This window comes from Arthrobacter sp. B0316-1-20 (assembly GCF_059091865.1).
Genome location: NZ_JBNHHC010000026.1, coordinates 18,729 through 42,641, shown reverse-complemented (window position 1 = coordinate 42,641; position 23,913 = coordinate 18,729). Strand labels below are relative to the sequence as shown.

The 23,913-nt window shown below is 66.9% G+C and carries 23 protein-coding genes and 1 riboswitch; of the genes, 17 read left to right on the top strand and 6 right to left on the bottom strand.

All coding sequences use genetic code 11. The features are described from left to right. Positions 1-6: 6 nt before the first annotated feature. Positions 7-1,035 (bottom strand): ABC transporter substrate-binding protein, encoded by a 1,029-nt coding sequence (locus AC5RW2_RS29745; RefSeq protein WP_493963978.1) that lies wholly within the window; start codon positions 1,033-1,035, stop codon positions 7-9. 179 nt (positions 1,036-1,214) lie between these two features. Between AC5RW2_RS29745 and AC5RW2_RS29740 the strand changes: the two genes are divergently transcribed. From AC5RW2_RS29740 to hutI, 5 genes are all read left to right on the top strand, one after another. Further along, positions 1,215-1,883 (top strand): IclR family transcriptional regulator, encoded by a 669-nt coding sequence (locus AC5RW2_RS29740; protein ID WP_493963979.1) that lies wholly within the window; start codon positions 1,215-1,217, stop codon positions 1,881-1,883. Between the two features lie 62 nt (positions 1,884-1,945). After that, positions 1,946-3,643 carry a urocanate hydratase gene (hutU, locus tag AC5RW2_RS29735; RefSeq protein ID WP_493963980.1) on the top strand — a complete coding sequence of 566 codons (1,698 nt, stop codon included), beginning with the start codon at positions 1,946-1,948 and terminating at the stop codon, positions 3,641-3,643. Between the two features lie 182 nt (positions 3,644-3,825). Beyond that, on the top strand, positions 3,826-5,025 hold the full coding sequence (locus tag AC5RW2_RS29730; protein WP_493963981.1) for an allantoate amidohydrolase: 1,200 nt from the start codon (positions 3,826-3,828) through the stop codon (positions 5,023-5,025). Further along, positions 5,022-6,434, top strand: a complete 1,413-nt coding sequence (locus tag AC5RW2_RS29725; protein WP_493963982.1) for a formimidoylglutamate deiminase — start codon at positions 5,022-5,024, stop codon at positions 6,432-6,434. Before AC5RW2_RS29730 ends, AC5RW2_RS29725 begins: the two co-directional genes overlap by 4 nt. Next, positions 6,431-7,660 (top strand): imidazolonepropionase, encoded by a 1,230-nt coding sequence (gene hutI / locus AC5RW2_RS29720; RefSeq protein WP_493963983.1) that lies wholly within the window; start codon positions 6,431-6,433, stop codon positions 7,658-7,660. The genes AC5RW2_RS29725 and hutI overlap by 4 nt, the downstream gene beginning before the upstream one ends. A gap of 16 nt (positions 7,661-7,676) precedes the next feature. Here hutI and AC5RW2_RS29715 read toward each other — a convergent pair whose 3' ends face one another. Further along, positions 7,677-8,333, bottom strand: a complete 657-nt coding sequence (locus AC5RW2_RS29715; RefSeq protein ID WP_493952464.1) for a GntR family transcriptional regulator — start codon at positions 8,331-8,333, stop codon at positions 7,677-7,679. Between the two features lie 170 nt (positions 8,334-8,503). On the opposite strand from AC5RW2_RS29715, the gene AC5RW2_RS29710 reads away from it, so the two are divergent. The 7 genes from AC5RW2_RS29710 to AC5RW2_RS29680 all read left to right on the top strand — a co-directional run bounded on the left by AC5RW2_RS29710 (position 8,504) and on the right by AC5RW2_RS29680 (position 14,747). Beyond that, complete coding sequence (locus AC5RW2_RS29710; protein WP_493963984.1) at positions 8,504-9,565, top strand: Rieske 2Fe-2S domain-containing protein; 1,062 nt, start codon at positions 8,504-8,506, stop codon at positions 9,563-9,565. Between the two features lie 8 nt (positions 9,566-9,573). Next, the gene (locus AC5RW2_RS29705) at positions 9,574-10,023 is read left to right on the top strand and encodes a hypothetical protein (protein WP_493963985.1); all 450 of its coding nucleotides are present in this window, start codon (positions 9,574-9,576) and stop codon (positions 10,021-10,023) included. A 150-nt stretch (positions 10,024-10,173) separates the two neighbouring features. Then, complete coding sequence (locus AC5RW2_RS29700; RefSeq protein ID WP_493952461.1) at positions 10,174-11,121, top strand: ABC transporter substrate-binding protein; 948 nt, start codon at positions 10,174-10,176, stop codon at positions 11,119-11,121. 18 nt (positions 11,122-11,139) lie between these two features. Beyond that, entirely contained in the window at positions 11,140-12,078 is a 939-nt protein-coding gene (locus AC5RW2_RS29695) for an amino acid ABC transporter permease (RefSeq protein ID WP_493952460.1), read from the top strand. Then, a complete protein-coding gene (locus AC5RW2_RS29690) occupies positions 12,075-12,872 on the top strand; it encodes an amino acid ABC transporter ATP-binding protein (RefSeq protein WP_493963986.1) in 798 nt (265 codons plus the stop codon). The genes AC5RW2_RS29695 and AC5RW2_RS29690 overlap by 4 nt, the downstream gene beginning before the upstream one ends. Before the next feature lie 18 nt (positions 12,873-12,890). Beyond that, positions 12,891-13,847, top strand: a complete 957-nt coding sequence (locus AC5RW2_RS29685) for a PDR/VanB family oxidoreductase (protein WP_493963987.1) — start codon at positions 12,891-12,893, stop codon at positions 13,845-13,847. A gap of 120 nt (positions 13,848-13,967) precedes the next feature. After that, positions 13,968-14,747, top strand: a complete 780-nt coding sequence (locus AC5RW2_RS29680; protein WP_493963988.1) for a CPBP family intramembrane glutamic endopeptidase — start codon at positions 13,968-13,970, stop codon at positions 14,745-14,747. Positions 14,748-14,905: 158 nt separating this feature from the next. On the opposite strand, the gene AC5RW2_RS29675 is transcribed toward AC5RW2_RS29680, so the two are convergent. Then, a complete protein-coding gene (locus AC5RW2_RS29675) occupies positions 14,906-15,547 on the bottom strand; it encodes a VOC family protein (RefSeq protein WP_493963989.1) in 642 nt (213 codons plus the stop codon). Positions 15,548-15,749: 202 nt separating this feature from the next. Further along, positions 15,750-15,864: riboswitch (SAM riboswitch) on the top strand. Positions 15,865-15,931: 67 nt separating this feature from the next. Between AC5RW2_RS29675 and AC5RW2_RS29670 the strand changes: the two genes are divergently transcribed. Both AC5RW2_RS29670 and metX read left to right on the top strand, forming a co-directional pair. Then, a complete protein-coding gene (locus AC5RW2_RS29670) occupies positions 15,932-17,257 on the top strand; it encodes a bifunctional o-acetylhomoserine/o-acetylserine sulfhydrylase (protein WP_493963990.1) in 1,326 nt (441 codons plus the stop codon). An 80-nt stretch (positions 17,258-17,337) separates the two neighbouring features. Further along, positions 17,338-18,405, top strand: coding sequence for a homoserine O-acetyltransferase MetX (gene metX, locus AC5RW2_RS29665; protein WP_493964077.1), 1,068 nt, complete (start codon positions 17,338-17,340; stop codon positions 18,403-18,405). 90 nt (positions 18,406-18,495) lie between these two features. Here metX and AC5RW2_RS29660 read toward each other — a convergent pair whose 3' ends face one another. Both AC5RW2_RS29660 and AC5RW2_RS29655 read right to left on the bottom strand, forming a co-directional pair. After that, the gene (locus AC5RW2_RS29660) at positions 18,496-19,683 is read right to left on the bottom strand and encodes a winged helix DNA-binding domain-containing protein (RefSeq protein WP_493963991.1); all 1,188 of its coding nucleotides are present in this window, start codon (positions 19,681-19,683) and stop codon (positions 18,496-18,498) included. 11 nt (positions 19,684-19,694) lie between these two features. Continuing rightward, entirely contained in the window at positions 19,695-20,537 is an 843-nt protein-coding gene (locus AC5RW2_RS29655) for an SGNH/GDSL hydrolase family protein (protein WP_493963992.1), read from the bottom strand. A 156-nt stretch (positions 20,538-20,693) separates the two neighbouring features. Between AC5RW2_RS29655 and AC5RW2_RS29650 the strand changes: the two genes are divergently transcribed. Together AC5RW2_RS29650 and AC5RW2_RS29645 are read left to right on the top strand one after the other, a co-directional pair. Continuing rightward, complete coding sequence (locus AC5RW2_RS29650) at positions 20,694-21,818, top strand: alpha/beta fold hydrolase (RefSeq protein ID WP_493963993.1); 1,125 nt, start codon at positions 20,694-20,696, stop codon at positions 21,816-21,818. Positions 21,819-21,845: 27 nt separating this feature from the next. Further along, complete coding sequence (locus AC5RW2_RS29645) at positions 21,846-22,496, top strand: alpha/beta hydrolase (RefSeq protein WP_493952452.1); 651 nt, start codon at positions 21,846-21,848, stop codon at positions 22,494-22,496. A 136-nt stretch (positions 22,497-22,632) separates the two neighbouring features. Here the strand turns inward: AC5RW2_RS29645 and AC5RW2_RS29640 are convergent, their stop codons facing one another. Further along, positions 22,633-22,860 carry an RNA-binding S4 domain-containing protein gene (locus tag AC5RW2_RS29640; protein WP_364650838.1) on the bottom strand — a complete coding sequence of 76 codons (228 nt, stop codon included), beginning with the start codon at positions 22,858-22,860 and terminating at the stop codon, positions 22,633-22,635. A 33-nt stretch (positions 22,861-22,893) separates the two neighbouring features. On the opposite strand from AC5RW2_RS29640, the gene AC5RW2_RS29635 reads away from it, so the two are divergent. Further along, on the top strand, positions 22,894-23,913 hold the full coding sequence (locus tag AC5RW2_RS29635; RefSeq protein WP_493964078.1) for a DMT family transporter: 1,020 nt from the start codon (positions 22,894-22,896) through the stop codon (positions 23,911-23,913).

Below are 23,913 nucleotides of genomic sequence, written 5' to 3'. Positions count from 1 at the left end.
CGGGGACTAGTCGGCGATCAGCGCGTCGTAATCGGGGGTGTTTTCCAGGACGCCGTACTTGACGGCCGCCGATCCCAGCTTCTGCAGGCCGTCCCGGTTGATCTCCGGGTACCAGCGGGACATCACCACGGTCTCGGCGAGTTTGGGCGTGATCTTGGCGTAGTCCTGGATGACGGTGCGCACCTCGTCGTCGTTCTCCGCAGCAAACTGGAAGGACTTCTCCAGCGCCCGGCGGAACCGCTCCACGAGTTCGGGATTCTCCTGCATGGTCTGTTCCGAAGTGAAGTAGAAGGCCGAATCGAAGTCCTCGGTGAGGTCCGTCATCGGGCTGGCCACGATCTCGCCACCGGCTTCAAGGATCTGGGTGCGGAAGGGCTCGGTGGTCCAGGCCGCGTCGACGTCGCCGCGCTCCAGTGCCGCCGGCATGTTGGGGTAGGGCATCTCCACGAAGTCGACGCCGTCCGGGTCGCCGCCGGCTTGCTCAACGGCATTCCGGATCGTGACATCGGCAAAGTTGTTCAGCGCGTTGACGGCAACCGTTTTGCCCACCAAATCGGCCGCGTCCTCGATTCCGGCTTCCGGCAGGGCGGCGACCTCGGTCACGTCTTTGCCGGGGACGTTGGTGGAGCTGGATCCATTGGAGACCACGGTGATCGGCAGCCCCTTGTCCCGTGCGATCAGCAGCGAGACGACGTTTGAGTAGCCGAACTGGTATTCGCCGGTCATCACCGCCGGAACGATCGCGGCACCGCCCTGGGCCAGCTGGACAGAGAGCTGGATGCCTTCGTCCTCGAAGTAGCCCTCCTGAATGCCTAGATACACCGGGGCCACGTCCGTGATCGGGATCAGCCCGAGATTTACCTGGTCCAGCTGGGCGTCGGCGGACGGGGCCGCAGGTTGCGTCCCGCCACCGGTCGACGAGGGGCTGCCGGAGCCGCAGCCGGTCAGCAGCAGGGCACCGGCCAGAACCGCTGCCGAAGCGGTGGCCAAAAGGGGGCGGCGGGCGGCGGGGGCCGCGGACAACGGGTGGCGCATCAAGGTCTCCTTTGCCTGCCGTTGCGTGGCAGGACTATTTCGAACAGTAAAACGAATGGGCAGTTACCTGAAACTACCTAGCCAATGTGACGCCGGTCAATACTCTGGGCGAATTTCTTGCCGCTGGATGAAATTGATGTTTTACTGGCTGCAATATACCGATCTCAGCGAGGAGCAGCATGATGCCGAAAACGGGTGCGGATCCCACCACCAGGGCGGCGGACCGCGCGCTGGCTCTGCTGCGCATCGTCTGCGAGAACGACGGCGTCAAACTCGCCGACGCCGCCAAGGCCGTCGACTTGTCCGCCTCAACGGCGCTGCGCCTGTTGCGCACACTGGAAGCCAACGGATTCGCCGCCAAACGCGGGAACGCCCTGTATCGTCCGGGTTTCAGGATGGTGCAGCTGGGCGTGCAGGCGCTCAGCCATGAGTCGCTGGTCGACGCCGGCCGGGATGTGCTGCGTACGCTGGTGGACCGCACCGGGGAATCCGCCTATCTGAGCGTGACCGCCGGCAACGAGCACGGACTGTACGTGGCCATCGAAGAAGGTACGCACACCGTGCGGCACGTCAACTGGGTGGGCCGGACCTTCCCGATCGCGGGCAGCGCGGCGGGCGCCGCGCTCAGCGGACAGGTGGACCGCGGCACCTTCACCGTGATGGCGGACAGTGTGGAGGCCGACGTGACCGCCGTCGCGGCGCCGGTTTTCGCCGGAGACAAAGTCGTAGCGGCGCTGAGCATAGTCGCTCCGAGCTACCGCACCACAGCCGAAGCAGCAGAAAAATTCGGGCTGCTGTTGGCCGAACAGGCCGGCGCGCTCTTCACCGAGCCCGAAACTACGTCCTAGCCGGAAACCACCCCAGCCACAACTTCCCAGCCAGATTCGTCGCAGCCAGAAAGGGCACAACAATGACGTTCACCCAGCACGATCCCTCCCGCACCATCCGGGCTTCCCGCGGCACCACGCTGACCGCCAAGAGCTGGCAGACCGAGGCGCCGCTTCGGATGCTGATGAACAACCTGGACCCGGAAGTGGCCGAGCGCCCCGAGGATCTGGTGGTGTATGGCGGAACCGGCCGCGCCGCGCGGTCCTGGGAGGCCTATGACGCGATCGTGAAGACGCTGGCGGACCTGGAAGACGATGAGACCCTGCTGGTGCAGTCGGGTAAACCGGTAGGCGTGCTCCGGACCAACCCCTGGGCGCCGCGCGTGCTGCTGGCCAACTCGAACCTGGTGGGGGATTGGGCCAACTGGCCGGAGTTCCGCCGGCTGGAAGCCGAGGGCCTGATGATGTACGGCCAGATGACCGCCGGTTCCTGGATCTACATCGGCACCCAGGGCATCCTGCAGGGCACCTTCGAGACGTTCGCCGCCGTCGGGGCCAAGCTGCACGAGGCCGGCAAGACCGGTTCCCCCACGCTGGCCGGCACACTGACTTTGACCGGCGGCTGTGGTGGCATGGGCGGGGCCCAGCCGCTGGCCGTCACGCTCAACGACGGCGCCTGCCTGATCGTGGACGTGGACGAGGCACGTTTGCGCCGGCGCGTGGGCAAGCGCTACCTGGACGAGGTGGAGACGGACCTGGACACCGCGATCGCCAAGGTCATGAAGGCCAAGGAAGAAGGCCGCGGCTGGTCCGTGGGCTACGTGGGCAATGCCGCCGAGGTATTCCCGGAGATCCTGCGCAGGCACCAGGCCGGCGAGCTCACCGTGGACGTGGTCACCGACCAGACCTCCGCCCACGATCCGCTGTCCTACCTGCCCGAAGGAATCTCGGTGGCCGACTGGCAGCGCGAGGCACAGGCTGATCCCGAAGGGTTCACCAAGAAGGCGCAGGCCTCGATGGCCCGGCACGTACAAGCGATGGTGGAATTCCAGGATGCCGGCGCCGAGGTCTTCGACTACGGCAACTCCATCCGCGACGAGGCGCGCAAGGGCGGTTATGACCGGGCCTTCGAGTTCCCAGGATTCGTTCCGGCCTACATCCGTCCGCTGTTCTGCGAGGGGCTTGGGCCGTTCCGCTGGGTAGCGCTCTCGGGCGATCCGAAGGACATCGAGGTCACGGACGCCGCGCTGAAGGAACTCTTCCCGGAGAACGAACACCTGCACCGCTGGCTGGACGCCGCCGCCGAACGGGTGGAGTTCGAAGGGTTGCCGGCGCGCATCTGCTGGCTGGGCTACGGCGAGCGGCACCAGGCCGGCCTGCTGTTCAACCGGCTGGTGGCAGAAGGCAAGGTCTCGGCGCCCATCGTGATCGGCCGCGACCATCTTGACTCCGGTTCCGTCGCCTCGCCCTACCGCGAGACCGAGGCCATGGCCGACGGCTCCGACGCCATCGCCGACTGGCCGCTGCTGAACGCGCTGACGGCGGCAAGCTCCGGGGCCACCTGGGTCTCCATCCACCACGGCGGCGGCGTCGGCATCGGACGTTCTATCCACGCCGGCCAGGTCTCGGTGGCGGACGGCACCGAATTGGCGGCGCAGAAGCTGGAGCGGTTGTTGACCAACGACCCGGGCATGGGTGTGATCCGGCATGTGGATGCGGGCTACGACCGGGCGGTCGAGGTGGCGGCCGAACGCGGTGTCCGGATCCCGATGGCGGAGTAGCTGGCGGCCTGCGGCCGGCTTTCGCCGGCGCTTCGACACCTCGCTCGTTCCTCGCTCGGCGAGGCGCGCCTACACGAAAGCCGGCCTCCGGCCGACCCCATTAATGCTCGGGGAGGCCGGCATGAGCGCCTCTCCGACAGCCGGCCTTTGGCCCTCTCTATAGTTACGAAGGAAGTTGGTTCATGCAGACCGTCACGTCACTCCTGGAATCTATTGCCGATGTTGGGCGGGACGGGCAGCGCGGGGGGTATTCGCGCCCGGTGTTCTCCGGCGCTGAGCTGGATTTGCGCGGCTGGTTCATCGAGCAGGCCGGGCGCCGCGGTCTAGACGTGGAGACGGACCGCAACGGCATCATCTGGGCATGGTGGGGCGAGCCGCAGCGCGGCGCGCTGGTCACCGGCAGCCATCTGGATTCGGTGCCCGGCGGGGGTGCCTTTGACGGTCCGCTGGGCGTCGCATCCGCGCTGGCCGCCGTCGACGTACTCAAGGAGCGCGGCGTGCAGCCGAACCGGTCGCTGGCCGTCACGGTCTTTCCGGAAGAGGAGGGTTCGCGGTTCGGTGTGGCGTGCCTCGGCTCGCGGCTACTGTCCGGGGCCATCGACCCGGACAAGGCCCGGAATCTGCGTGATGAAGATGGCACAACCTTCGCCGATGCCGCCCGGGCCAATGGGTTGGATCCGGCGCACCTCGGTTGCGACGACGAGGCGCTGGCACGGATCGGCGACTTCATTGAGCTGCATGTGGAGCAGGGCCGCGGCCTGGGCGAGGACGGCCCGGCCATCGCCGTCGGCAGTTCCATCCTGGGCCACGGGCGGTGGCGGATCAGCGTGGCCGGCCAGGGCAACCACGCCGGCACCACGCTGATGGCGGACCGTGCGGACCCGATGGTGGCCGCCGCGCAGATCATCCTGGCGGTGCAGCAGACTGCCGCCAAGCAGGCCGATGCCCGGGCCACGGTGGGACGGATCCAGCCGGTGCCCGGCGGCACGAATGTGATCGCCTCGCGGGTGGATTTGTGGCTGGATGCCCGCCATCCCGACGACGCGGTGACCGCGCAGCTGGTGGAAACCATTCACGGCAAGGCGCAGAAGATCGCCGCCTTCGAAGGCTGCTCGGTGTCGCTCACGGAGGAGTCCTACAGCGGCACGGTGCACTTCGACTCGGCCCTGCAACGCCAGCTGGAAAACGCCCTGCCCGGGGCCCCTGTGCTCGCCACCGGTGCCGGGCACGATGCCGGCGTGCTGGCCGCGCGGGTGCCTTCGGGCATGCTGTTCGTGAAGAACCCCTCCGGCATTTCGCACTCGCCGGAGGAATACGTGGAACCCTGGGACGCGGACGCCGGCGCTGCCGCCCTCGCCGACGTGCTGGAGGCACTCCTGTGAGCAGCATCTGGTGCGAACGCGCCTGGCTGGGGCCGGAGGGTGTGGCGGACGACATCCTCCTGGAAACCGACGACGGCGGTGCCATCACCCACGTGGGCACGGCACCGCGGCCGGACCCCGCCACCGGCGTGCTGGTGTTGGACGGCGTGGTCTTCCCGGCTGCCGCCAACGCGCATTCGCATGCCTTCCACCGTGCCCTGCGCGGCCGCACACATGCCGGCCGCGGCGACTTCTGGACCTGGCGGGAGCAGATGTACCGGACGGCCGGCGCGCTGACCCCCGGCAAGTACGAGCGGCTGGCCACGGCCGTGTTCGCCGAGATGGTAACGGCCGGTTTCAGCAGCGTGGCCGACTTCCACTACGTCCACCACCGTCCGGATGGCGCCGCGTACGGCGGTGGCGCCGTCGTCGCAGCCGGTCCCGATGGCGCCGGAAGCGGCAGCCAGGGCAGTGACGGTGAGCACGCGGGCGAGCATGCCATGGAACTGGCGTTGTGCCGGGCCGCCGCCGCCGCCGGAATCCGCCTGACCCTGCTGGACACGTGCTATCTGGCCGGCGGCATCGGCAAGCCGCTGGCCCCTGAACAACAGCGGTTCGGCGACGGCGATGTGCACGCCTGGCTGGACCGGCTGGACTCGCTCCGGAAGGCGGTGGCAGCCGGGTTCGACCCGGCCCAGATCACCGTGGGGGCCGCGCTGCACTCGGTGCGCGGTGTGCCCGAATCCGCGCTGCCGGTCATTGCCGAACGGCTGCCGCCGGAACTGCCGCTGCACATCCACCTCTCCGAACAGCCGGCAGAGAACGAAGCCTGCGTGGCGGAGTACGGGGTCACGCCGGCCGGACTGCTGGCGCGGCACGGCTTGCTGTCGCCACGCCTGAGCGCGGTCCACGCCACCCATTTGACCGAAGAGGACATCGACCTGCTGGGTAGCGCGGGCGCCACCGTGGTGATGTGCCCGACCACCGAGGCCGACCTGGCCGATGGGATCGGCCCGGCCCGGGCCTTGGCCGATGCCGGCGCAGTCATCGCGCTGGGCACGGACCAGCACGCGGTGGTGGACCCGTGGCTGGAGATGCGTGCGTTGGAGCACGGCGAGCGCCTGGCCAGCGGGCAACGCGGACGGTTCACCCCGGACGAACTTCTGCATGCGGCGTCGGCTGGAGCCGTGGCCGCGATGGCGACCCCCACGGCGGGCATCGCCGTCGGCATGGCTGCCGATCTGGTCGCGGTCAACCCAGCCTCGATGCGCACGGTAGGCTCGGACCCCGGCCAGTTGCCGCTGACGGCTACGTCAGCGGATGTCACGGCCGTCGTCGTCGGCGGGGAACTGCTGGCGGTCAACGGCATCCACTCGCGGCTGGGCCAGCCGGCCGACCTGCTGGCCGCGGCACTGAAGGAGATCGCGTGAGCACCGTCATCACCAATATCGGCGAACTGCACACCCAGGACCCGGCCCGCGGCGCTGATTCAGTGCTCCACGATGCCGCGGTGATCATCGAGGGGGAGCGGATCGCCTGGCTCGGCTCCTCGACGCAGGCACCTGACGCCGACGAACAGTTCGATGCCGGCGGACGGGCCGTGTTGCCGGGATGGGTGGACTCGCACACCCACTTGGTCTTCGCCGGCGACCGCACCGCCGAGTTCGAAGCCCGGATGGCCGGACAGTCCTATCAGGCCGGCGGGATCGCGGTCACCACCGGCGCCACCCGCGAGGCCAGCGACTACGAACTGACCCGGCTGCTGCTGGCCCGCGTCGCGGAGGCAGCGGCCGGCGGCACTACCTACCTTGAGACGAAGACCGGCTACGGCCTGGACGTGGAGCAGGAAGCCCGTAGCGCCCGGATCGCCTCTACCGTGGCCGACGAGGTGACGTACCTCGGCGCCCACCTGGTCCCGGACGGCATCGATGCCGACGCGTACACCGACCTGGTGTGCGGCGACATGCTGGCTGCGGTCGGGCCGTATGTGCAGTGGGCGGACGTCTTTTGCGAACGCGGCGCCTTCAACGAGGAGCAGTCGCGCCGGGTCCTCGCTGCCTGCCGCGACGCCGGCCTCGGATTGCGCGTGCACGGCAACCAGCTGGGCGAGGGCCCGGGCGTGCAGCTGGCGGTGGAATTCGGCGCGGCCAGCGTGGACCACGTGAACTACCTCTCCAACGACGACGTCGCAGCGCTCGCCGGAACCTGGGCGGGCTGGGACCGGGCCAGCGGCACGGGGGAGCGCGGCACCGTGGCCACCTGCCTGCCGGCCTGTGATCTATCCACTCGACAGCCGTTGGCGCCGGGACGGCAGCTGCTGGATTCCGGTGCGGAAATTGCGCTGGCATCCAACTGCAACCCCGGCACCTCCTTCACCAGTTCCATGAACTTTTGCGTGACGACGGCGGTGCTGCAGATGGGATTGAGCGTCCAGGAAGCGGTCCGCGCGGCGACCTACGGAGGTGCCCTGGCGCTGGGCCGCCACGTGGGCCGGGACGAGGACGGACAGCGGGCGGTGGGCTCGATCGCCGTCGGGCACCGCGCCGACCTGCACCTGCTCAACGCCCCCTCGGCCACCCATCTGGCCTACCGCCCCGGCATGCCGCTGACGGCGGCCGTGTGGCGGGCCGGCGTGAAAATGGCCGGGAGATCCTAGAGCCGGGGCACCGCTTTCAGCCGATGTGCTCGTAGCGGTTGGGGTCTTTTACATCGTGGCAATGCGCCAGGACCTCGACGGCGCGGGCGGCGTCCTGGTCTTTGAGCGCCTGCAGAATGCTGCGGTGGTCGTGGATGACCTTGGCCTGGTGTTCCGGTCCCTGCCGGTAGGTCAAGGTAATCCGGTGCTGGATGGGGTGGTTCCAGATGGAGGCTATGACGCCGCGCAGGTAGTCGTTGGCGGCAGGCTCCACCAGGGCCAGATGGAACGCGCGGCCCAGCCGGAAGAGTTCGTCGCTGTCCTGCGGGTCGACGATCTCCGTCTCGTCGATGAGCCCACCGAGCCGCACCAGTTGCTGCGGTGTGTAGGAGCCGATGGCGTTCCGGACCGCGAGGGATTCCAGGGCGTAGCGGACCTCGAAAACGTTCTCGATCTCACGCTCGTCGAGTTGGTTGACTATGTAGCCCTTCCCCGGGACCAGCGTGGTCAAGCCCTCCAGCGTCAGCTGGGTGAGCGCGTCGCGGACCGGGGTGCGGGACACGCCGTACTGCGCAGCGACCCCCTCCTGGGCCAGCGCCGAGCCCGGCTTGATGGCCCCGCTGATGATGTCGGTGCTCAACTGCTCATGGACGCGGACGGAGAGCGGTCTCACGTCATTCGGTATCGCAGCCATGGTGGCCTCCTTCTGTTGTGTGCACTCTAGCGTCCGGGCGGCTGCAGGACGCGGATCGAGGCCGAAGTTCGGGTGAAACGGTAACCTATTGAACCTTTTGCGGAAAGTGCTTGACGTCACATCCGCTACCTGAATACAGTGTATACACACGTGATGGAGGAGAACCGAAAATGTATGTGCTGAACACCTGGTATGTGGCGGCGTGGTCAACGGAGGTCACCCGCAAGCCGGTGCGCCGAGTGATCTGCGAGCAGCCGATCGTCCTGTTCCGGACGCAGGACAACGAGGCTATTGCGCTGGCGGATCGCTGCGCGCACCGTGCCTTCCCGCTCTCCGAAGGCCGTACCGTCGGTGATTCAGTGGAATGCGGGTACCACGGATTCACCTACGGTCCGGACGGCATGTGCACGAAGGTGCCGGCCCAGACCTCTATTCCGGAACGCGCAAAGGTGCGCAAGTACCCGGTGGTGGAGCAGGACGGCTGGATCTGGGTCTGGACCGGCGATCCGGAGCTGGCCGATCCGGCCGATGTCCCGGACACCCACTGGATGGTGGACCCGGAGTGGGCTACCGTCACCCATTCGTACCACTTCAAGTGCCGGGCCGACCTGATCCACGACAACCTGTTGGATCTGACCCATGAGTCCTTCCTGCACCAGACCACCGTGGGCGATGACTACATCTACGAACACGGCATCACCGTCGAGGTCGACGGCAACGTGGTCAGCGTGGACCGCCTCATGCCCTCGGTGGAAGCACCGCCGCTGTACGCAGAAACGATGGACGCCCGCGGGCTGTTCGACCGCTTCCACTGCACCGAGTTCTTCGTGCCGAACCTGCATGTGCTCCACTCGGGCATCACCGGCGAGGGCAGGCCCCGCGAAGAGGGCTTCCTGATCAAGGTGCTGAACGGCATTACGCCGATCGACGCGCACAACTCCTGGTACTACTACGCCTTCAGCCGCAACTTCGCCGTCGACAATGAGCAGGCCACCGAAGACCTGCGCGTCGGCCTGGCCACCGTGCTGGACGAGGACGCCACCGCGCTGGAGGCCCAGGAGATTGGCATGCAGACCCGCCCCAAGGGCGAGTTCGACGTGCTGATCGCCCAGGATGGCGGCGTGGCCAGGGCCCGGCGCATCCTGAGCGCGCTGCTGAAGCAGGAACAGCAGGCGAAGGCCGCGGCCCAGCCGGCCGCCCGGCGGGAGCCGGTTGCTCCCAGGACGGCCTAGGCCCCGGCATGTGGATGCTGATTAGGGCCAACCCGCTCGGCGGCGAAACGTCCGCCGAAACGGGCGCCAAGATCCTGGCCGCGTGTCCGGACTCGGCCGAGCGCGGCGACCCCTGGCGATGGACGGTGCAGCTGGATGAAACCGGCCCCGAACCCACCGTGGAACTGGAGGCCGATGCAAACTACATCGCCTCCGAAAGCCTCCGCTACACCGGCAGCTATACCGGCACGCTGCAGCGCGGGCCCGGCGAGCAGTTGATTGTAACCGGACTGGGAGGCGAAGCACTGGTCGCGGCCGAGGACGGACCGTGGGAACGCTGGTTGCGGGCCGGCGATGTGTTCATCGTCGAGGGCGAGGACGCCGAAGCCATCCGGCTTTCGCTTGCCGCCGGGGAATCCGCTGTCCAGGTCATCACCCTCGTCCCGCGTCAGGCCAAGGTCTTGAGGTGGGTCCCCTGACTGGGCCAACGCATTCGCCACTCGTCGGGACGCACCTTCGAAGCTGCGCATCGAAACTGAAATTTTCTAGCACCGAGGCACTGGTCGTCTCCTGATCAGTGCGGATATCCACCACCGGACAACGCCGTCCGGACCATGAAAGGAAAGTCCATGCGTCATTCTCGTCAGCGTGCCACCCGTTCCTACCTCCTCGCCGGATCCGTCCTGCTGGCCGTCTCCATGACCGCGTGCACCAACGCCTCCGGCGCGGCTACCGGTCCAGCGGATACCGCTGCTCCGGCCGCGGCAGGCGCCGGGGTGGAAGCGGTCCAGGTTAACGAAGCAGCCCGGAACCTGCTGCCCGAGGACGTGCTGGCCGCCGGTACGCTGAAAGTCGCTTCCGACCCGACCTATGCCCCGTTCGAGTATTACGACACCGACAACAAGACCATGATCGGCTTCGACGTGGACTTCTCCGACGCCGTCGGTGCCGCCCTGGGCCTGAAGGTGGAGCACGTACCGGCAACGTTTGACACGATCCTGGCCGGTTTGGCCTCCGGCAAGTACGACATGGCCCTGTCGGCCTTCTCCGTCACGCCGGAACGCGAGAAGATCGTGGACTTCGTCGAGTACCTCCACACCGGCACGGGCGTCGCCGTCGCTCCGGGAAATCCGCTGGGTATCTCCATGGACCCCATGAGCATGTGCGGGAAGAAGATCGCCGGCCAAAAGGGTTCGATCCAGTCGATGGAATACCTCCCCGAGTTCTCCAAGGAATGCACGGCCAACGGAAAGGAAGAGATTAAGATCCAGAACTTTCCCGGGCAGACCGACGCCAACCTGGCGCTGGCTTCCGGCCGTGTCGACGGGGTGATTGCGGACAGCGTGCCGCTGGCCTACCAGGGCAAGGAAGCCAACGGCCAGTTCGAACTCGCCGAAGGCGAGGACTACGATGCCGTACCGTTCGGAATCGCCCTGGCCAAGGACACGGGGATGACAGAAGCCGTAGCTGCAGCAGTGCAGGGCGTCATCGCCGGTGGCCACTATGAGGAGCTCGGCGACAAGTGGGACTTCCCGGAGTCCGTGCTGATCAGCTCCGAAGCCCTCAACCAGAAGTAGCGGAGAGGAAGCAGCCGCATGACTGTCGTGACTACCCGAAGCGAGCAAGCAGCCCCTGCCGGCGATGGCTACACCGTCGTCAAGGCCAAGCATCCCGGCCGGTGGCTGGCCGCGGCCGTGATCGTTGTGATCGCCGGACTGCTGGCGCGGTCCGTGATGACAAACCCCAACTTCGGCTGGGACGTGGTCGGACTTTACTTGCGCGACGTGTCCATCGGCCGGGGCATTCTCGTCACGCTTGGCTTGACCGCGATCAGCATGGCCATCGGCATTGTGCTCGGCGTCGTGTTCGCAGTCATGCGGCTCTCCGTCAATCCAGTGGTACGAGGTGCCGCCTTCGCCTACGTGAACTTCTTCCGCGGCACGCCGGTGCTGGTGCAGTTGCTGTTCTGGTTCAACCTCGCGGCACTGTATCCGGTCATCACACTCGGTATTCCCGGCGTCGAGCTGGACGCAAACCAGCTGATCACCCCCATGACAGCAGCGATCCTCGGCCTTGGCCTTAACCAGGGCGCTTACATGTCCGAGATCGTCCGGGCAGGAATACTTTCCGTTGACCATGGGCAAACCGAGGCAGCCGAGGCCCTGGGCATTACCCGGATGCAGACGATGCGCCGGGTGGTGCTGCCGCAGGCGATGCGCGTGATCATCCCACCCACCGGAAACGAAACCATCGGCATGCTCAAGACCACCGCGTTGGTCAGCGTCATCTCGGTGCCGGAGCTGCTGTACTCGGCGCAGATCATCTACGCGCGGACGTTCGAGACAGTGCCCCTGCTGATCGTCGCCAGCCTCTGGTACCTGCTGATCACTTCGATCCTGACCATCGGCCAGTACTACCTGGAGCGGCGCTTTGCCCGCGGCAACCAGCGGAGCCTCCCGCCGACACCGCTGCAGCAGCTGAAGCGGTTTTTCGCGACGCACGACGCACTCTCCCTGAAAGGCAGCAAGAAATGACGCTTACGCACGGCGTTGAACCGATGGTTAAAGCGGACGCGATCTGCAAGAATTTCGGCTCCAACCAGGTTCTGAAGGGCATTGACCTGCAGGTGCAGCCGGGGGAAGTTGTCTGCTTGATCGGCCCTTCAGGATCGGGCAAGAGCACCTTCCTGCGCTGTATTAATCACCTGGAAACGGTCGACGGCGGCCGCATGTGGGTGAACGGCAAGATCGTGGGCTACGACCTCAAAGGCAGCAAGCTGTATGAACAGAGCCACAACGACGTCTGCCGCGGCCGCACCGAAGTCGGCATGGTCTTCCAGCAGTTCAACCTGTTTCCGCACATGACGGTGATGGAAAACCTGATCGAGGCACCGCGGCTGGTCCGCAAGGAGAAGAAGGCCACTGCCACGGCCCGGGCCATGTCCCTGCTGGAGAAGGTAGGACTGGCGGAAAAGGCCGAGGCTTATCCGCGCCAGCTTTCCGGCGGCCAGCAACAGCGGGTGGCTATCGCCCGCGCCCTGTGCATGGAGCCTCAGCTGATGCTCTTTGATGAGCCGACCTCCGCCCTCGACCCGGAGTTGGTGGGTGAGGTCCTGAAGGTCATGAAGGACCTGGCCAACTCCGGCATGACCATGGTGGTGGTGACGCACGAGATGCACTTTGCCCGCGACGTCGCCGACCGGGTGGTCTTTATGGCGGACGGCTATGTGGTGGAGCAGGGACCGGCCCGTGACATCATCACCAACCCTCAGAACGAACGCACCAAGGCCTTCCTTGCCTCTGTGCTCGCCGAACCGGCCGCGGCCTGACGTGGCAAAGGGGGAATCATGACCGAAGAATTTTTCGACGTCGAGGTCCGCTCGATCCGGCGCGAATCCAGCAACGTCGTCTCGTTGGAGCTGGAGCACCCGCTGGGGGAGGCGTTGCCGGAGTGGGACGCCGGCTCCCACGTGGATGTGCTCCTACCCAACGGCCTGCTGCGCCAGTACTCGCTCTGCTCCGTGCGCACGGACCGCTCAGCCTGGCGGCTGGGGATCCTGCGCGAGGCCGAGGGGCGCGGCGGCTCGGCCTATGTGCACGACATGCTGAGGCCCGGCACCAAGATCCAGGTCCGGGGCCCGCGCAACAACTTCGTCTTGGCCCCCGCGGACAGCTACGTCTTCATCGCCGGCGGCATCGGTATTACTCCGATCCTGCCGATGATCCGCGAGGCTGCCGAACTCGGCGTACCGTGGCGCCTGGTTTACCTGGGACGCAGCCGCTCCTCGATGGCGTTCCTCGAAGAGATCATGGCGCTCGGTGGGGACATCCACATTCACGCCGACGACGAGAGCGGTTTCTACCCGCTGGCCGATCTGTTGGCGGAGCAGGGCTCGGGCACGCACGTATACGCCTGCGGTCCCGGCCCGCTGCTCAATGTCATTGAGTCGATTGCCGACGGCTGGGAAGACCCCGGACGGTTCCACTGTGAACGCTTCGCCGCTACCGGCGGTGCCCCGGTGGCCCCCGCGGGCGGCGAGTCGGCCTTCGTCGTCGAACTGGCCGACGGGACGGAGGTCCCGGTGGGATCCGATGAGTCCATCTTGCAGGCCCTCGAAGCGGCCGGGATCAGCGCGCTGAATTCGTGCCGTGAGGGAATCTGCGGTACCTGTGAAACGCCCGTGTTGGGCGGCGAGATTGACCACCGCGATTCGCTGCTTTCCGATGCCGAACGCGACGCCGGAGACACCATGATGATCTGCGTCTCCCGGTGCAAGGGCAAGCGTTTGCTGCTGGACCTCTAGCGAGGCCTGGTCTCGGAACGCCGGCGCCGCAACGAAAGCCGATGCAGCGGCGGGGGGAGGGTGGAACGCGGATCCATTCCGACTGTCTCCGACCCCGGATCCCTTGGCAAGATGGAGGCTATGGACAAGCAGAAGGTGGTCACCGCGAGTGCACCGCGCACCTTGAGCTACTACCGGGCGGAAGTGCTCATTGTGCTCGGAGTTTCGCTGGGGCAGTCGGCGGTCTACGCCGTGGTGAACTTGCTGGAGAAGATGACCCGCGCGCCGCTGGCCTCGCAAACCACCAAGCTGAACCCGGTACTGAACCAGCGGGAAATCTTCGATTTCGTCTACCAGATGCTCGGCATCTGCTTTGCGCTGGTGCCGGTGGCCTTGGTGCTGCTCCTCATGACCTCGCCCGGCCAATCGGCCTTCCGCTCGATCGGATTTACCTTCTCCCGGCCCAAGGTGGACTTCGGTCTGGGCTTCCTGCTGGCGCTGGTGATGGGGGCCGGCACGTTGGTCGTCTATGCCGCCGGCCGGGCGCTGGGGATCACCACCGCCATTGTCCCCGCGGCCTTGGACGAATACTGGTGGACCGTGCCGGTGCTGGTGCTGTCCGCCCTGCGCCACGCCATCCTCGAAGAGGTGGTCATGCTGGGCTACCTCTTCAACCGGTTCGCCAAGTTCGGCTGGGGGATCTGGACCACAATCTTCGTCAGCGCCGCCCTGCGCGGGACCTACCACCTGTACCAGGGGATCGGGCCGGGCATCGGGAACTTCCTGATGGGGCTGATATTCGGGTACGTCTACACGAAGGTCAAGCGGGTGATGCCGCTGGTGATTGCTCATGCACTGCTGGATATCGCGGGCTTTGTCGGGTATGCGCTGGTGGGTCCGGCCATCGGCATCGGGACCTAAACCGCCCCGCCCACCCCGCGGGAATCCGGCGGTTCCCTACCGGACATGCCAAAGGCTCCCGTTCCGCCTCTTGCTCCCACCCACGGTGGCGCAAGAGGCCGAAATGGGAGCCCCTGCAAAAACGCGATCCTTGGTACCGTCCAGCCGGGACCAGAACTTTAGAGTTCGACGATGCCGTTCGCGGTTTCGAAGCGGACCGACATGATGCCGGGCGTGCCGTTCGGCGCGGTCCAGGCAACCTTGACGTCGTCGAGAAGGGCATCCACCGGGGTGCCCAGCCAGTCGGCCACGCGTTCCGAGGATCCGGCAATGGTCAGGCCGATCAGCTTGACGGTTGCGGGGCGCGCGTTGGACGGGTGGAGCGCCTCGGTGCCGTCATCCCAGCGCAGCATGTAGGGGACCTGCGGGTCGGCGATCAGGCCCTTGATGCCGATTTGCTGCCAACTCAATTCCTGCCCGTCCGGAAACTTTCGGTTCCCGGGGACCGCATGACGGCCCAGCCGCTCTTCGAACGGGGTCAGATCGTCCACTTCCACGCACCAGCCCATCCAGCCACCGCCGGCTTCGGACCGGGCACGCACGGCTTGGCCGAAGGGGGCCTTGTCGGACGCGGGGTGGTCCAGGACCTCCACGACTTCCAGGTAGTGATGGTCAGTCAGGGGGAAGATCATATTGCGGGTGCCGAAGCGGGGATGCACCCCGCCCTTGACTGCGTCGATACCCAGAGCTTTGGAAATCCGCTCTGAGGTGGCAGCCAGGCCGTCGGGCTCAACAGCATAAGAAACGTGGTCGAAGCGCATAGGCATATCTTGGCACTTTGTGAACCCGTGCTCGACTTAGGGTGACCTAAGTCACTGTGTTTTCGTGGTGGTTCTTCACGCTAGCCCTTGACAGCCAAGGGTTTGTTCGTGTCCCCGGTGAGGCAGGGAAGTGAGCACCGCAGGCGGTCACAAGATGTCATATTGTTGCGGCCCGCCGGTCTCTCCGCCGAGACTGGACGCAGGTCATGAGTGCCAGCGTGAAACCCCGGTTTGCTGGCCGGCAACCCTCCAACCGCGGTGGGGTGCCCCGGGTGAAGACCAGGCAGCCGCCACAAGGCGGTGCGCAAGCGCGGGTCACACCCGGGACGGATATACCGGCACGGCCGGATCCCGGATGACCCCTTCCGTTGAAGGAGTTGCACCATGTCCAATGCAGACTGGTCCTTTGAAACCCGTCAAATCCACGTCGGCCAGGAGCCGGATGCCGCCACCGGCGCCCGCGCGCTGCCGATCTACCAGACCACGTCGTTCGTGTTCCCCAGCGCGCAGAGCGCCGCGGACCGCTTCGCCCTGTCCGAACTGGCGCCCATTTACACCCGGATCGGCAACCCGACGAGCGAGGCTGTGGAAACCCGGATCGCCAACCTGGAAGGCGGCGTCGGCGCACTGCTGCTGGCCTCCGGCCAGGCTGCGTCCACGTTCTCCATCCTGAACCTGGCCGAGGCCGGCGACCATATCGTAGCCAGCCCCAGCCTGTACGGCGGTACGTACAACCTGCTGCGCACCACGCTGCCCAAGTTCGGCATCGAAGTGACGTTCGTTGAGGATCCGGACAACCTGCAGCAGTGGCGCGACGCCGTGAAGCCGAACACCAAGGCGTTCTTCGGCGAGGTGGTCTCCAACCCGCGCCAGGACGTGCTGGACTTGGAGGCCGTCAGCAGCATCGCGCACGAGAACGGCGTGCCGCTGATCGTCGACAACACGCTCGCAACCCCGTACCTGATTCGCCCGATCGAGTGGGGGGCCGACATTGTGCTCCACTCGGCCACCAAGTACCTCGGGGGTCACGGGACAGCCATCGGCGGCGTGATCGTGGACGCCGGCACCTTCGATTTCGCTGCCGATCCGGAGAAATTCCCGGGCTTCAACACTCCGGACGACACCTACAACGGCCTGGTCTTCGCCCGCGACCTGGGTTTCGGAAGTGCGCTTGGCGCCAACCTCGCCTACATCCTCAAGGCCCGCGTGCAGCTGCTGCGCGATCTGGGCTCTGCCATTTCCCCGTTCAATGCCTTCCTGATCGCCCAAGGCCTTGAGACGCTGAGCCTGCGGGTCGAGCGGCACGTGGCCAACGCGCAGAAGGTGGCGGAGTTCCTCGAAGCGCACGACGACGTTGCTTCCGTTGCGTACCTCGGCCTGCCGTCGAGCCCCTGGTACGAGCGCGGACGTAAGTACGGTCCGAAGGGCACCGGTGCCATCGTGTCGTTCGAGATCAAGGGTGGACTGGAGGCCGGCAAGCGTTTTGTGGACGGACTTGAACTGCATTCGCATGTGGCCAACCTCGGCGACGTGCGCTCGCTGGTGATCCACCCGGCGTCGACCACGCACGCCCAGCTTTCGGCGGAGGAGCGGTTGTCCGCCGGCGTGACCGACGGACTGGTCCGGCTCTCGGTGGGCATCGAGAACGTCAACGACATCATCGCCGATTTGGAGGCCGGGTTCCGTGCCGCCAAGGGCTCGGACGACTAGGCAAGCAGGTAGAACGCAGCGTGACGATAGTGCAACCGCAGGAACTTGTGGATCAGGCGACGGATGGCGTCCTGCGCAGGATGCCTGTTGGTGCGCTGGAACTGGAAGCCGGCGGCTACCTGCCCGAGGTTGTCCTGGGCTTTGAAACCTGGGGCACCCTCAACGCGGATGCGTCGAACGCCGTCCTGATCGAGCACGCCCTGACCGGCAGCACGCATGTGGCCCGCGGCACCTCCGACGAGGACGGCTGGTGGGACGACCTGGTCGGGCCCGGTGCCACCATCGACACGGAGCGCTATTTCGTAGTGGCCGCCAACATGATTGGCGGCTGCTACGGCTCCACCGGTCCGGCGTGCCCGGCACCGGACGGCTCGCCATGGGGGTCGCGGTTTCCGTTCGTCACCATCCGCGACTCGGTTCGGGCCGAGGCGCGGCTGGCAGATGCGCTAGGCATCCGCCGCTGGCATGCCGTGCTCGGCGGGTCGATGGGCGGGGCCCGCGCGCTCGAGTGGGCAGCAACGTTCCCCGAGCGAACGGCCCGGTGCGCGGTGATGGCGTGTGGGGCAGCCAGCACCGCCGAACAGATCGCGTTTGCGCAGGCGCAGGTCGCGGCCATCCGGCTGGATCCCCACTTCGCCGGCGGCGACTACTACGGTGGTCCCGCCCCTGAAGCCGGACTGGGCATTGCCCGGCGGATCGCGCACATCAACTACCGTTCCGAGCCGGAACTGGAGTACCGGTTCGGCCGCTCGGCGCAGGCGGAGGAGCAGCCGTTCGGTGGCATCACGCCGTCGGCCCGCGGCCGCTATGCAGTGGAAAGCTACCTCGACTACCAGGCGGAGAAGCTGGTTTCCCGCTTCGACGCCAACAGCTACATCCTGCTCACCGAGGCCCTGGTCAGCCACGACGTTTCCCGCGGCCGCGGCTCGCTGGAGCAGTCCCTGGGCGGCCTTGAGGAGACGGAATTCTTCATCGCGGCGGTAGATTCCGACCGTCTCTACTTCCCGGAACAGTCGCGGCAGTTGGCCGAGGCACTGCCGGGGTCCGTCAAGGTACACACCATCGAAACGCCGCTGGGCCACGACGGCTTCCTGACCGACGTCCACCAGCTACATGACGAGCTCACGCAGGCGTTTTTCCGAGCCTGAGCCGGGGAGCGCTCGGCGAGGTTCGAGCTGCGTCCGATCCAGTTGTTGACCCTCCGCAGCCGCAGCGCGGGCGGCGGCTGACGATGGCCCTCATGCCAGTTCCAGCGTGAGGGGCCGCCGCAGGAACGCCGCGTAGCGAGCCACGGCATGGTCCACGGCATGCCGCTCCGCGGGACTGAACACGCGCAGCGGCTTCAGGCGCAGCTCGGCTGGGCCGGGCTTGAGCACGTGTTTCCAGTTTCCGGCCATCTTGCCGTCCAGCAGCAGCACATGCTGCGGCACCGTGCTGCTCAGCGCCGCCGGGGCCGAACCGCCCAGGTAGCCGCGCGTTTTGGTGTAGCCCATGACGTATTCGTCGTAGCACTGGATCAGGTCGGCGCGGGGACATTCGGTCGCTGCAGTGGGTGCGCCGCCGGTCCCGACTGCAGTGGGTGCGCCGCCGGCCCCGGCTGCGGGGGAGAACCAGAGCTCCACCCCATCGGCTTCGGTCCGCTCCAATCCCTCCTGCCCGCCTGCTTCCAATCCGCGCCTAATGTCGGCCTGCGGCAGCTTGGACCAGTCCGAGCAGTCCTTCACCGAGGCCGGCCCGCGGCTGGCGAAGTACCGCCCGGTGAGCCGCGCCAGTGCTGCCTCCCTGTCGAAGCCCGTTCGCAGGGGCGGGACGCGCTCGTCGAAGGAGGCGTACGTTTGCTGTACGGTGCCGGATCCCGCCGACCGCGGCGTGCCGCTGACCAGGATCCGGTCCATCTCCGCGTGGAACACCAGATGCCCCAGCCGCTGGCCGCGCAGGGACGCACCGTTCAACTTCGCCCCGTTGTCCTCAAGCAGCTCCGCTTTGGTGAGCCGGGACGCGAGTTCATCCCGGGTGCGGTGCTGGCCGTCAGCGACCGCCGCGGCCAGCACCTCATTGCTGCGCGCGACCGTCGCGTCATCCAGGCCCAGTTGCCGGTCCCGGCCTTTGTTGCCTGCCTTGAGCCGGGGTCCGGAGAGCAGCATCAGCCAGTGCAGATCGTCGCGGTACACGAAGTGCCAGGTGGGCCGCAGAACGTGCGTGCGCAGGATCGTTCCGGCGGCGATCGCCGCGTCGACGTCCGCCGCATTGTCCCGGGCCGACCCGCCGGTCCGTTGCGCCAACGACCAGCGGGCATAAACATACTCCTGCGACTGGAAGGCGAGGAGCCAGCGCAAGGCAGCGCCGGCGTCGTCCGCGGGGTGGTCCCAGAGCCGCTGTGCCCGCAAACGGTGGCGGCGGATGTCCTGGGGATCCGGTTGCGGCACGGCAGGCTCCGTTATCCGGCCGTGCCGGGAGGCATGCCCGGGCCGAAGAACGGGTCGGCAGCCGGACGCTTGGGCAGGATCCCGTCGCCGGAGGACTGATGCCGGAGCCTGCGCAGCACCCACGGGACCAGATGCTGGCGGGCCCACACGAAGTCCTCGGTGCGCGCGGTGCGCCAGCGCTTGGGCGGCAGCGGTTTGGGTGCCTCCGGCTGCAGCGTGTGCTCGACGTTGAGTGCGTCCAGCACCATGGCGGCGATGGTGTGGTGCCCGAGCGGGGAGAAATGCAGCCGGTCCGGCGCCCACATCTGCGGCGCCTTCAGTTGCCGCAGCGCCCACATGTCGGCAACGATGGCGTCGTGGCGGGCGGCCACCGTGCGCAGGTTCTCGTTGTAGATGGCGGCCTTGCCGCGGACACTGCCGAGCACCGGGGTCTCCCCGAAGTCGGGCGCGGTGAACAGCACGATGGTTGCACCGGAGGCAGCCAATCTGGTGACGGCCCGGTCGATCTTCTCCGCCAGGGCATCCGGGTCGGCTCGGGGGCGGATCACGTCATTGCCGCCGGCGCAGACCGAGATCAGGTCAGGCTTCAGTGCCAGAGCCGGTTCGATCTGTTCATCGATGATCTGCTGCAGCAGGCGGCCGCGGATGGCCAGGTTGGCGTAGGCAAAGTCCTCCTGGCCGCGGGCCAGTTCCTCGGCCACGCGGTCGGCCCAGCCGCGGTATCCACCCGGACTGCGTGGATCAGGGTCGCCGATGCCTTCGGTGAAGGAATCGCCAATGGCTACAAAGCGGCTCCAGGGGTGGCCCGCGGCGACCGTGGAGGAGGGGGCTTCAGGACGGGACAAGTTACTCACAGGTACATCCTCCCAAGAAGCCGCCTCGGATGCACAGATATGCCCGTAGGTAAAACCTGAATCATCTTTCAGGAAAGCATGGCCCGCGGCGGGATCTTTGGCTAGGGTGTGAGCTGGAGGCGGCCATCTCGGCTGACTCAGTCTCGAGGAGCTGAGATGGAATTGCTAGCGGGAATCAGTGCGCGGCGGGTGCCGACCAAGCGGCTGACAGTGAACGTCTTGGAGCGCGCCGGCGACCGGCCAGACGGCATTCCGGTGGTTCTGGTACACGGGAATGTTTCCTCCTCGCTGTTCTGGCAGGAGACCATGCAGGCGCTGCCGCCGGAGTACCGCGTGCTGGCGCCGGACCTGCGCGGATTTGGCCAGACCGACACGGCTCCGGTGGACGCAAGCCGCGGCTTGCGTGACTTTGCCGATGACCTGCACGGGCTGCTCGAAGCTTTGCAGCTGGGCCCCGTGCACTTGGTCGGCTGGAGCATGGGCGGGGGTGTGGCGATGCAGTACGCGCTGGAGCACCCGGTCCTCAGCCTCGCGCTGCAAGCGCCGGTCTCGCCGTACGGTTTCGGCGGGACGGCAGGTCCGGAGGGGCGGCGGCTGACCGAGGACGACGCCGGAACCGGGGGCGGCGGCGCCAACCCCGATTTCATCGCGCGGCTGGAAGCAGGTGACAGGAGCGACGACGCACCCGCCTCGCCGCTGTCGGTCTACCGCTCCACCTACGTGCATGCCGGGTTCGAGTCCCCGCATGAGCACATCTGGGTCGAATCGATGCTCAGCACCAAGACCGGCCCCGACAACTATCCAGGGGATTCCGTCCCGTCGCAGAACTGGCCGGGTTTCGCTCCAGGGCGCCGCGGCGTGCTCAACACGATGGCGCCTGGAGTCTTCAATACCAGCGCCCTGGTGGACCTGGCGGACAAGCCGGACATTCTGTGGATCCACGGCGATAGCGACGCCATCGTGTCCGATGCTTCGTTCTTCGACCTGAACTGCCTGGGCAAGGCCGGAGTGCTGCCCGGCTGGCCGGGGGAGGAAACGGCCCCGCTGCAGCCGATGATCTCGCAAATCCGGGCGGTGCTGGAAAAATATGCGGCCAACGGCGGACGCTTCACCGAGGTTCTGTTGGACAACTGCGGCCATTCACCGCATCTGGAATATCCCGACCGCTTCATTGCCGAATTGACGGCGCACATCGAGCGGAGCGGCGCGGCGGCGCAGGCGCGCCCCGCCCAAGGAGACGACGACGGTCCGCCTGCCGAAGAAGCTCAAACTTTCAAGTAATAGCGGTTCTGTGCGACCATGGACGGCATGACTGAAACTACTTATCAGCCCGTGGTCGCCTGGTCCAAGCCCGAGCAGGAACGGGCGGGCACACCGCTGCTGGTGCTCTTCCACGGCTACGGATCCCACGAGCAGGACCTTATGGGCCTGGTGCCCGGTCTGCCGGAGGAATTCACCGTGGCGGCGGTCCGTGCGCCGGTGGCGATGGGGCCGGGCTTCACCTGGTTCCCGTTGATGCACGAGCCGGACTTCTCCGTGGACAAGGTGACCAAGGCCGTCAGCGATGTAGTGACCTGGCTGGACAGTGTTAAGGGCCAGCACAGCAGCGTTTCGGTGCTGGGTTTCTCCATGGGCATGGCCGTGGCAACGTCGGTGCTGCGCCACCGGCCGGAGGAGATCGCCGCCGTCGTGGGGCTCTCCGGGTTCGCCGTGCCAGCGGATGGCAACGTGTTCTTCCGTGATGATGCGGTCAAGGCCATCAAGCCGCCGGTCTTCTGGGGCCGCGACCAGGAGGATCCGGTCATCACCGCGGACAAGATCGAGTTCACCCATGAGTGGGCGAACGAGCATGTGGACCTGACCAAGGTTCTCTATGCCGGGATCGGCCACGGCATCAATGCCCAGGAACTGTCGCACGTGAAGGAATTCCTGACCTACAAGGTGCTGAACGCCAAGTAGCACCTCCACGCGTTCGCTGGCGCTCTCTTGACCGGCCCCTGGGTGTCGCTCGTTCCGGGGGGCGATGGAGGCGCGCCAGCGTCGAGTAGGGACCTGTCGAGCACCAGGCCCGCCGTCGTTGTTGTCGCGGTGCGCGTCAGCCGCGGCTGACGCGCACCGTTTCGCCGTTGCAGCTGACCGTGTCCCCGGCGTGCAGTTGGCGTCCGCGGCGGGTCTCGATTTCGCCGTTCACCTTCACCAACCCGTTCTCGACGAATTCCTTGGCCTGGATCCCGTCTTCGGCCAGGTTGGCCAGCTTGAGCAGCTGTCCCAGCCGGATCATTTCGTCGCGGATCGGCACGTCATACATTTCGTCGGAAGCCATGTCTCCATCATGCCTGACCCGGCCCGGCCTAAGATGTCCAGTGTGCCCAGTACCTCGCCGCTTCCGCTGATCTTGAGCCTGCCGCTGGCTGTCGGCACCGGCCTGGCCATCCCTGTGCAGGGCCGGATCACCGGTGCACTCGGAGCGGAGCTCGACGACGGTCTGGCGGCCGCCGTCGTCAGTTTCAGTGTGGGGCTGGCGGTGATGGTGGTGTTGACCCTGGTGCTGCCCGGCGGCCGCGCCGGACTTCGCCGAATTGCCCCTGCCCTGCGCGCACGCCGCTTTCCGCGCTGGTACCTGCTGGCGGGGTGCCTCGGGGCCTTCATGGTCTTGTCCCAAGGGCTGACCGTCGCGCAGATCGGCATTGCGCTGTTCATTGTGGCCACCGTCGCCGGCACCTCGCTCAGCGGCCTGCTGGTGGACCGGATGGGGTTGGGCCCGGCCGGACGGAAGGCGATCACCGCACGGCGGATCGCCTGCGCGGCGCTGACCCTGGTGGCAGTCGCCTGGGCCGCGTCGCCGAAGTTCTCGGTCGGATCCGGCGGCCTCTGGCTGTTGCTGGTGCTGCTGCCCTTGACGGCCGGCTTCCTGCGCAGCTTCCAGCAGGCAATGAACGGAACGGCCACCGTGCATTACGGCACACCGCTGACGGCGACGCTGATCAATTTCGCCGCCGGCAGCCTCGCGCTGTGGCTGGCGTGGCTGGTGAAGGTGGCCGTGGCAGGCACCGGCAATCCGCTGCCTTCCGAGTGGTGGTACTACCTGGCCGGGCCGATGGGCTGCGTGTTCGTGGTCTTTGCCAACATCCTGGTGCGTTCGCTCGGCGTCCTGCTGTCGGGAATTGGGATGATCGCCGGGCAACTGCTCGGATCGCTTGCCCTTGATGCGTGGTTCCCCGCGCCCGGCACGCTGCTGGCTCCCGCCACCGTGCTGGGCACGCTGCTGGCCATGGCCGCGCTACTGCTGGCCGCCGTGCCGGTGCCCCGCTGGAGGGCGGGACGGCGCAGCCGGGCGGCGGAGCATTCCGGCACCGCGGCGGCGCCCCGGCCCTAA

Bases quoted from the DNA above. Each gene is read 5' to 3' on its own strand.
- AC5RW2_RS29740 (WP_493963979.1), top strand. From the start codon at position 1,215: ATGATGCCGAAAACGGGTGCGGATCCCACCACCAGGGCGGCGGACCGC.
- AC5RW2_RS29710 (WP_493963984.1), top strand. From the start codon at position 8,504: ATGTATGTGCTGAACACCTGGTATGTGGCGGCGTGGTCAACGGAGGTC.
- AC5RW2_RS29675 (WP_493963989.1), bottom strand. From the start codon at position 15,547: ATGCGCTTCGACCACGTTTCTTATGCTGTTGAGCCCGACGGCCTGGCT.
- AC5RW2_RS29685 (WP_493963987.1), top strand. From the start codon at position 12,891: ATGACCGAAGAATTTTTCGACGTCGAGGTCCGCTCGATCCGGCGCGAA.
- AC5RW2_RS29705 (WP_493963985.1), top strand. From the start codon at position 9,574: ATGTGGATGCTGATTAGGGCCAACCCGCTCGGCGGCGAAACGTCCGCC.
- AC5RW2_RS29690 (WP_493963986.1), top strand. From the start codon at position 12,075: ATGACGCTTACGCACGGCGTTGAACCGATGGTTAAAGCGGACGCGATC.
- AC5RW2_RS29730 (WP_493963981.1), top strand. From the start codon at position 3,826: ATGCAGACCGTCACGTCACTCCTGGAATCTATTGCCGATGTTGGGCGG.
- AC5RW2_RS29650 (WP_493963993.1), top strand. From the start codon at position 20,694: ATGGAATTGCTAGCGGGAATCAGTGCGCGGCGGGTGCCGACCAAGCGG.
- AC5RW2_RS29635 (WP_493964078.1), top strand. From the start codon at position 22,894: ATGTCCAGTGTGCCCAGTACCTCGCCGCTTCCGCTGATCTTGAGCCTG.
- AC5RW2_RS29640 (WP_364650838.1), bottom strand. From the start codon at position 22,860: ATGGCTTCCGACGAAATGTATGACGTGCCGATCCGCGACGAAATGATC.
- AC5RW2_RS29670 (WP_493963990.1), top strand. From the start codon at position 15,932: ATGTCCAATGCAGACTGGTCCTTTGAAACCCGTCAAATCCACGTCGGC.
- AC5RW2_RS29645 (WP_493952452.1), top strand. From the start codon at position 21,846: ATGACTGAAACTACTTATCAGCCCGTGGTCGCCTGGTCCAAGCCCGAG.
- hutU (WP_493963980.1), top strand. From the start codon at position 1,946: ATGACGTTCACCCAGCACGATCCCTCCCGCACCATCCGGGCTTCCCGC.
- metX (WP_493964077.1), top strand. From the start codon at position 17,338: ATGCCTGTTGGTGCGCTGGAACTGGAAGCCGGCGGCTACCTGCCCGAG.
- AC5RW2_RS29745 (WP_493963978.1), bottom strand. From the start codon at position 1,035: ATGCGCCACCCGTTGTCCGCGGCCCCCGCCGCCCGCCGCCCCCTTTTG.
- AC5RW2_RS29680 (WP_493963988.1), top strand. From the start codon at position 13,968: ATGGACAAGCAGAAGGTGGTCACCGCGAGTGCACCGCGCACCTTGAGC.
- AC5RW2_RS29715 (WP_493952464.1), bottom strand. From the start codon at position 8,333: ATGGCTGCGATACCGAATGACGTGAGACCGCTCTCCGTCCGCGTCCAT.
- AC5RW2_RS29700 (WP_493952461.1), top strand. From the start codon at position 10,174: ATGCGTCATTCTCGTCAGCGTGCCACCCGTTCCTACCTCCTCGCCGGA.
- AC5RW2_RS29695 (WP_493952460.1), top strand. From the start codon at position 11,140: ATGACTGTCGTGACTACCCGAAGCGAGCAAGCAGCCCCTGCCGGCGAT.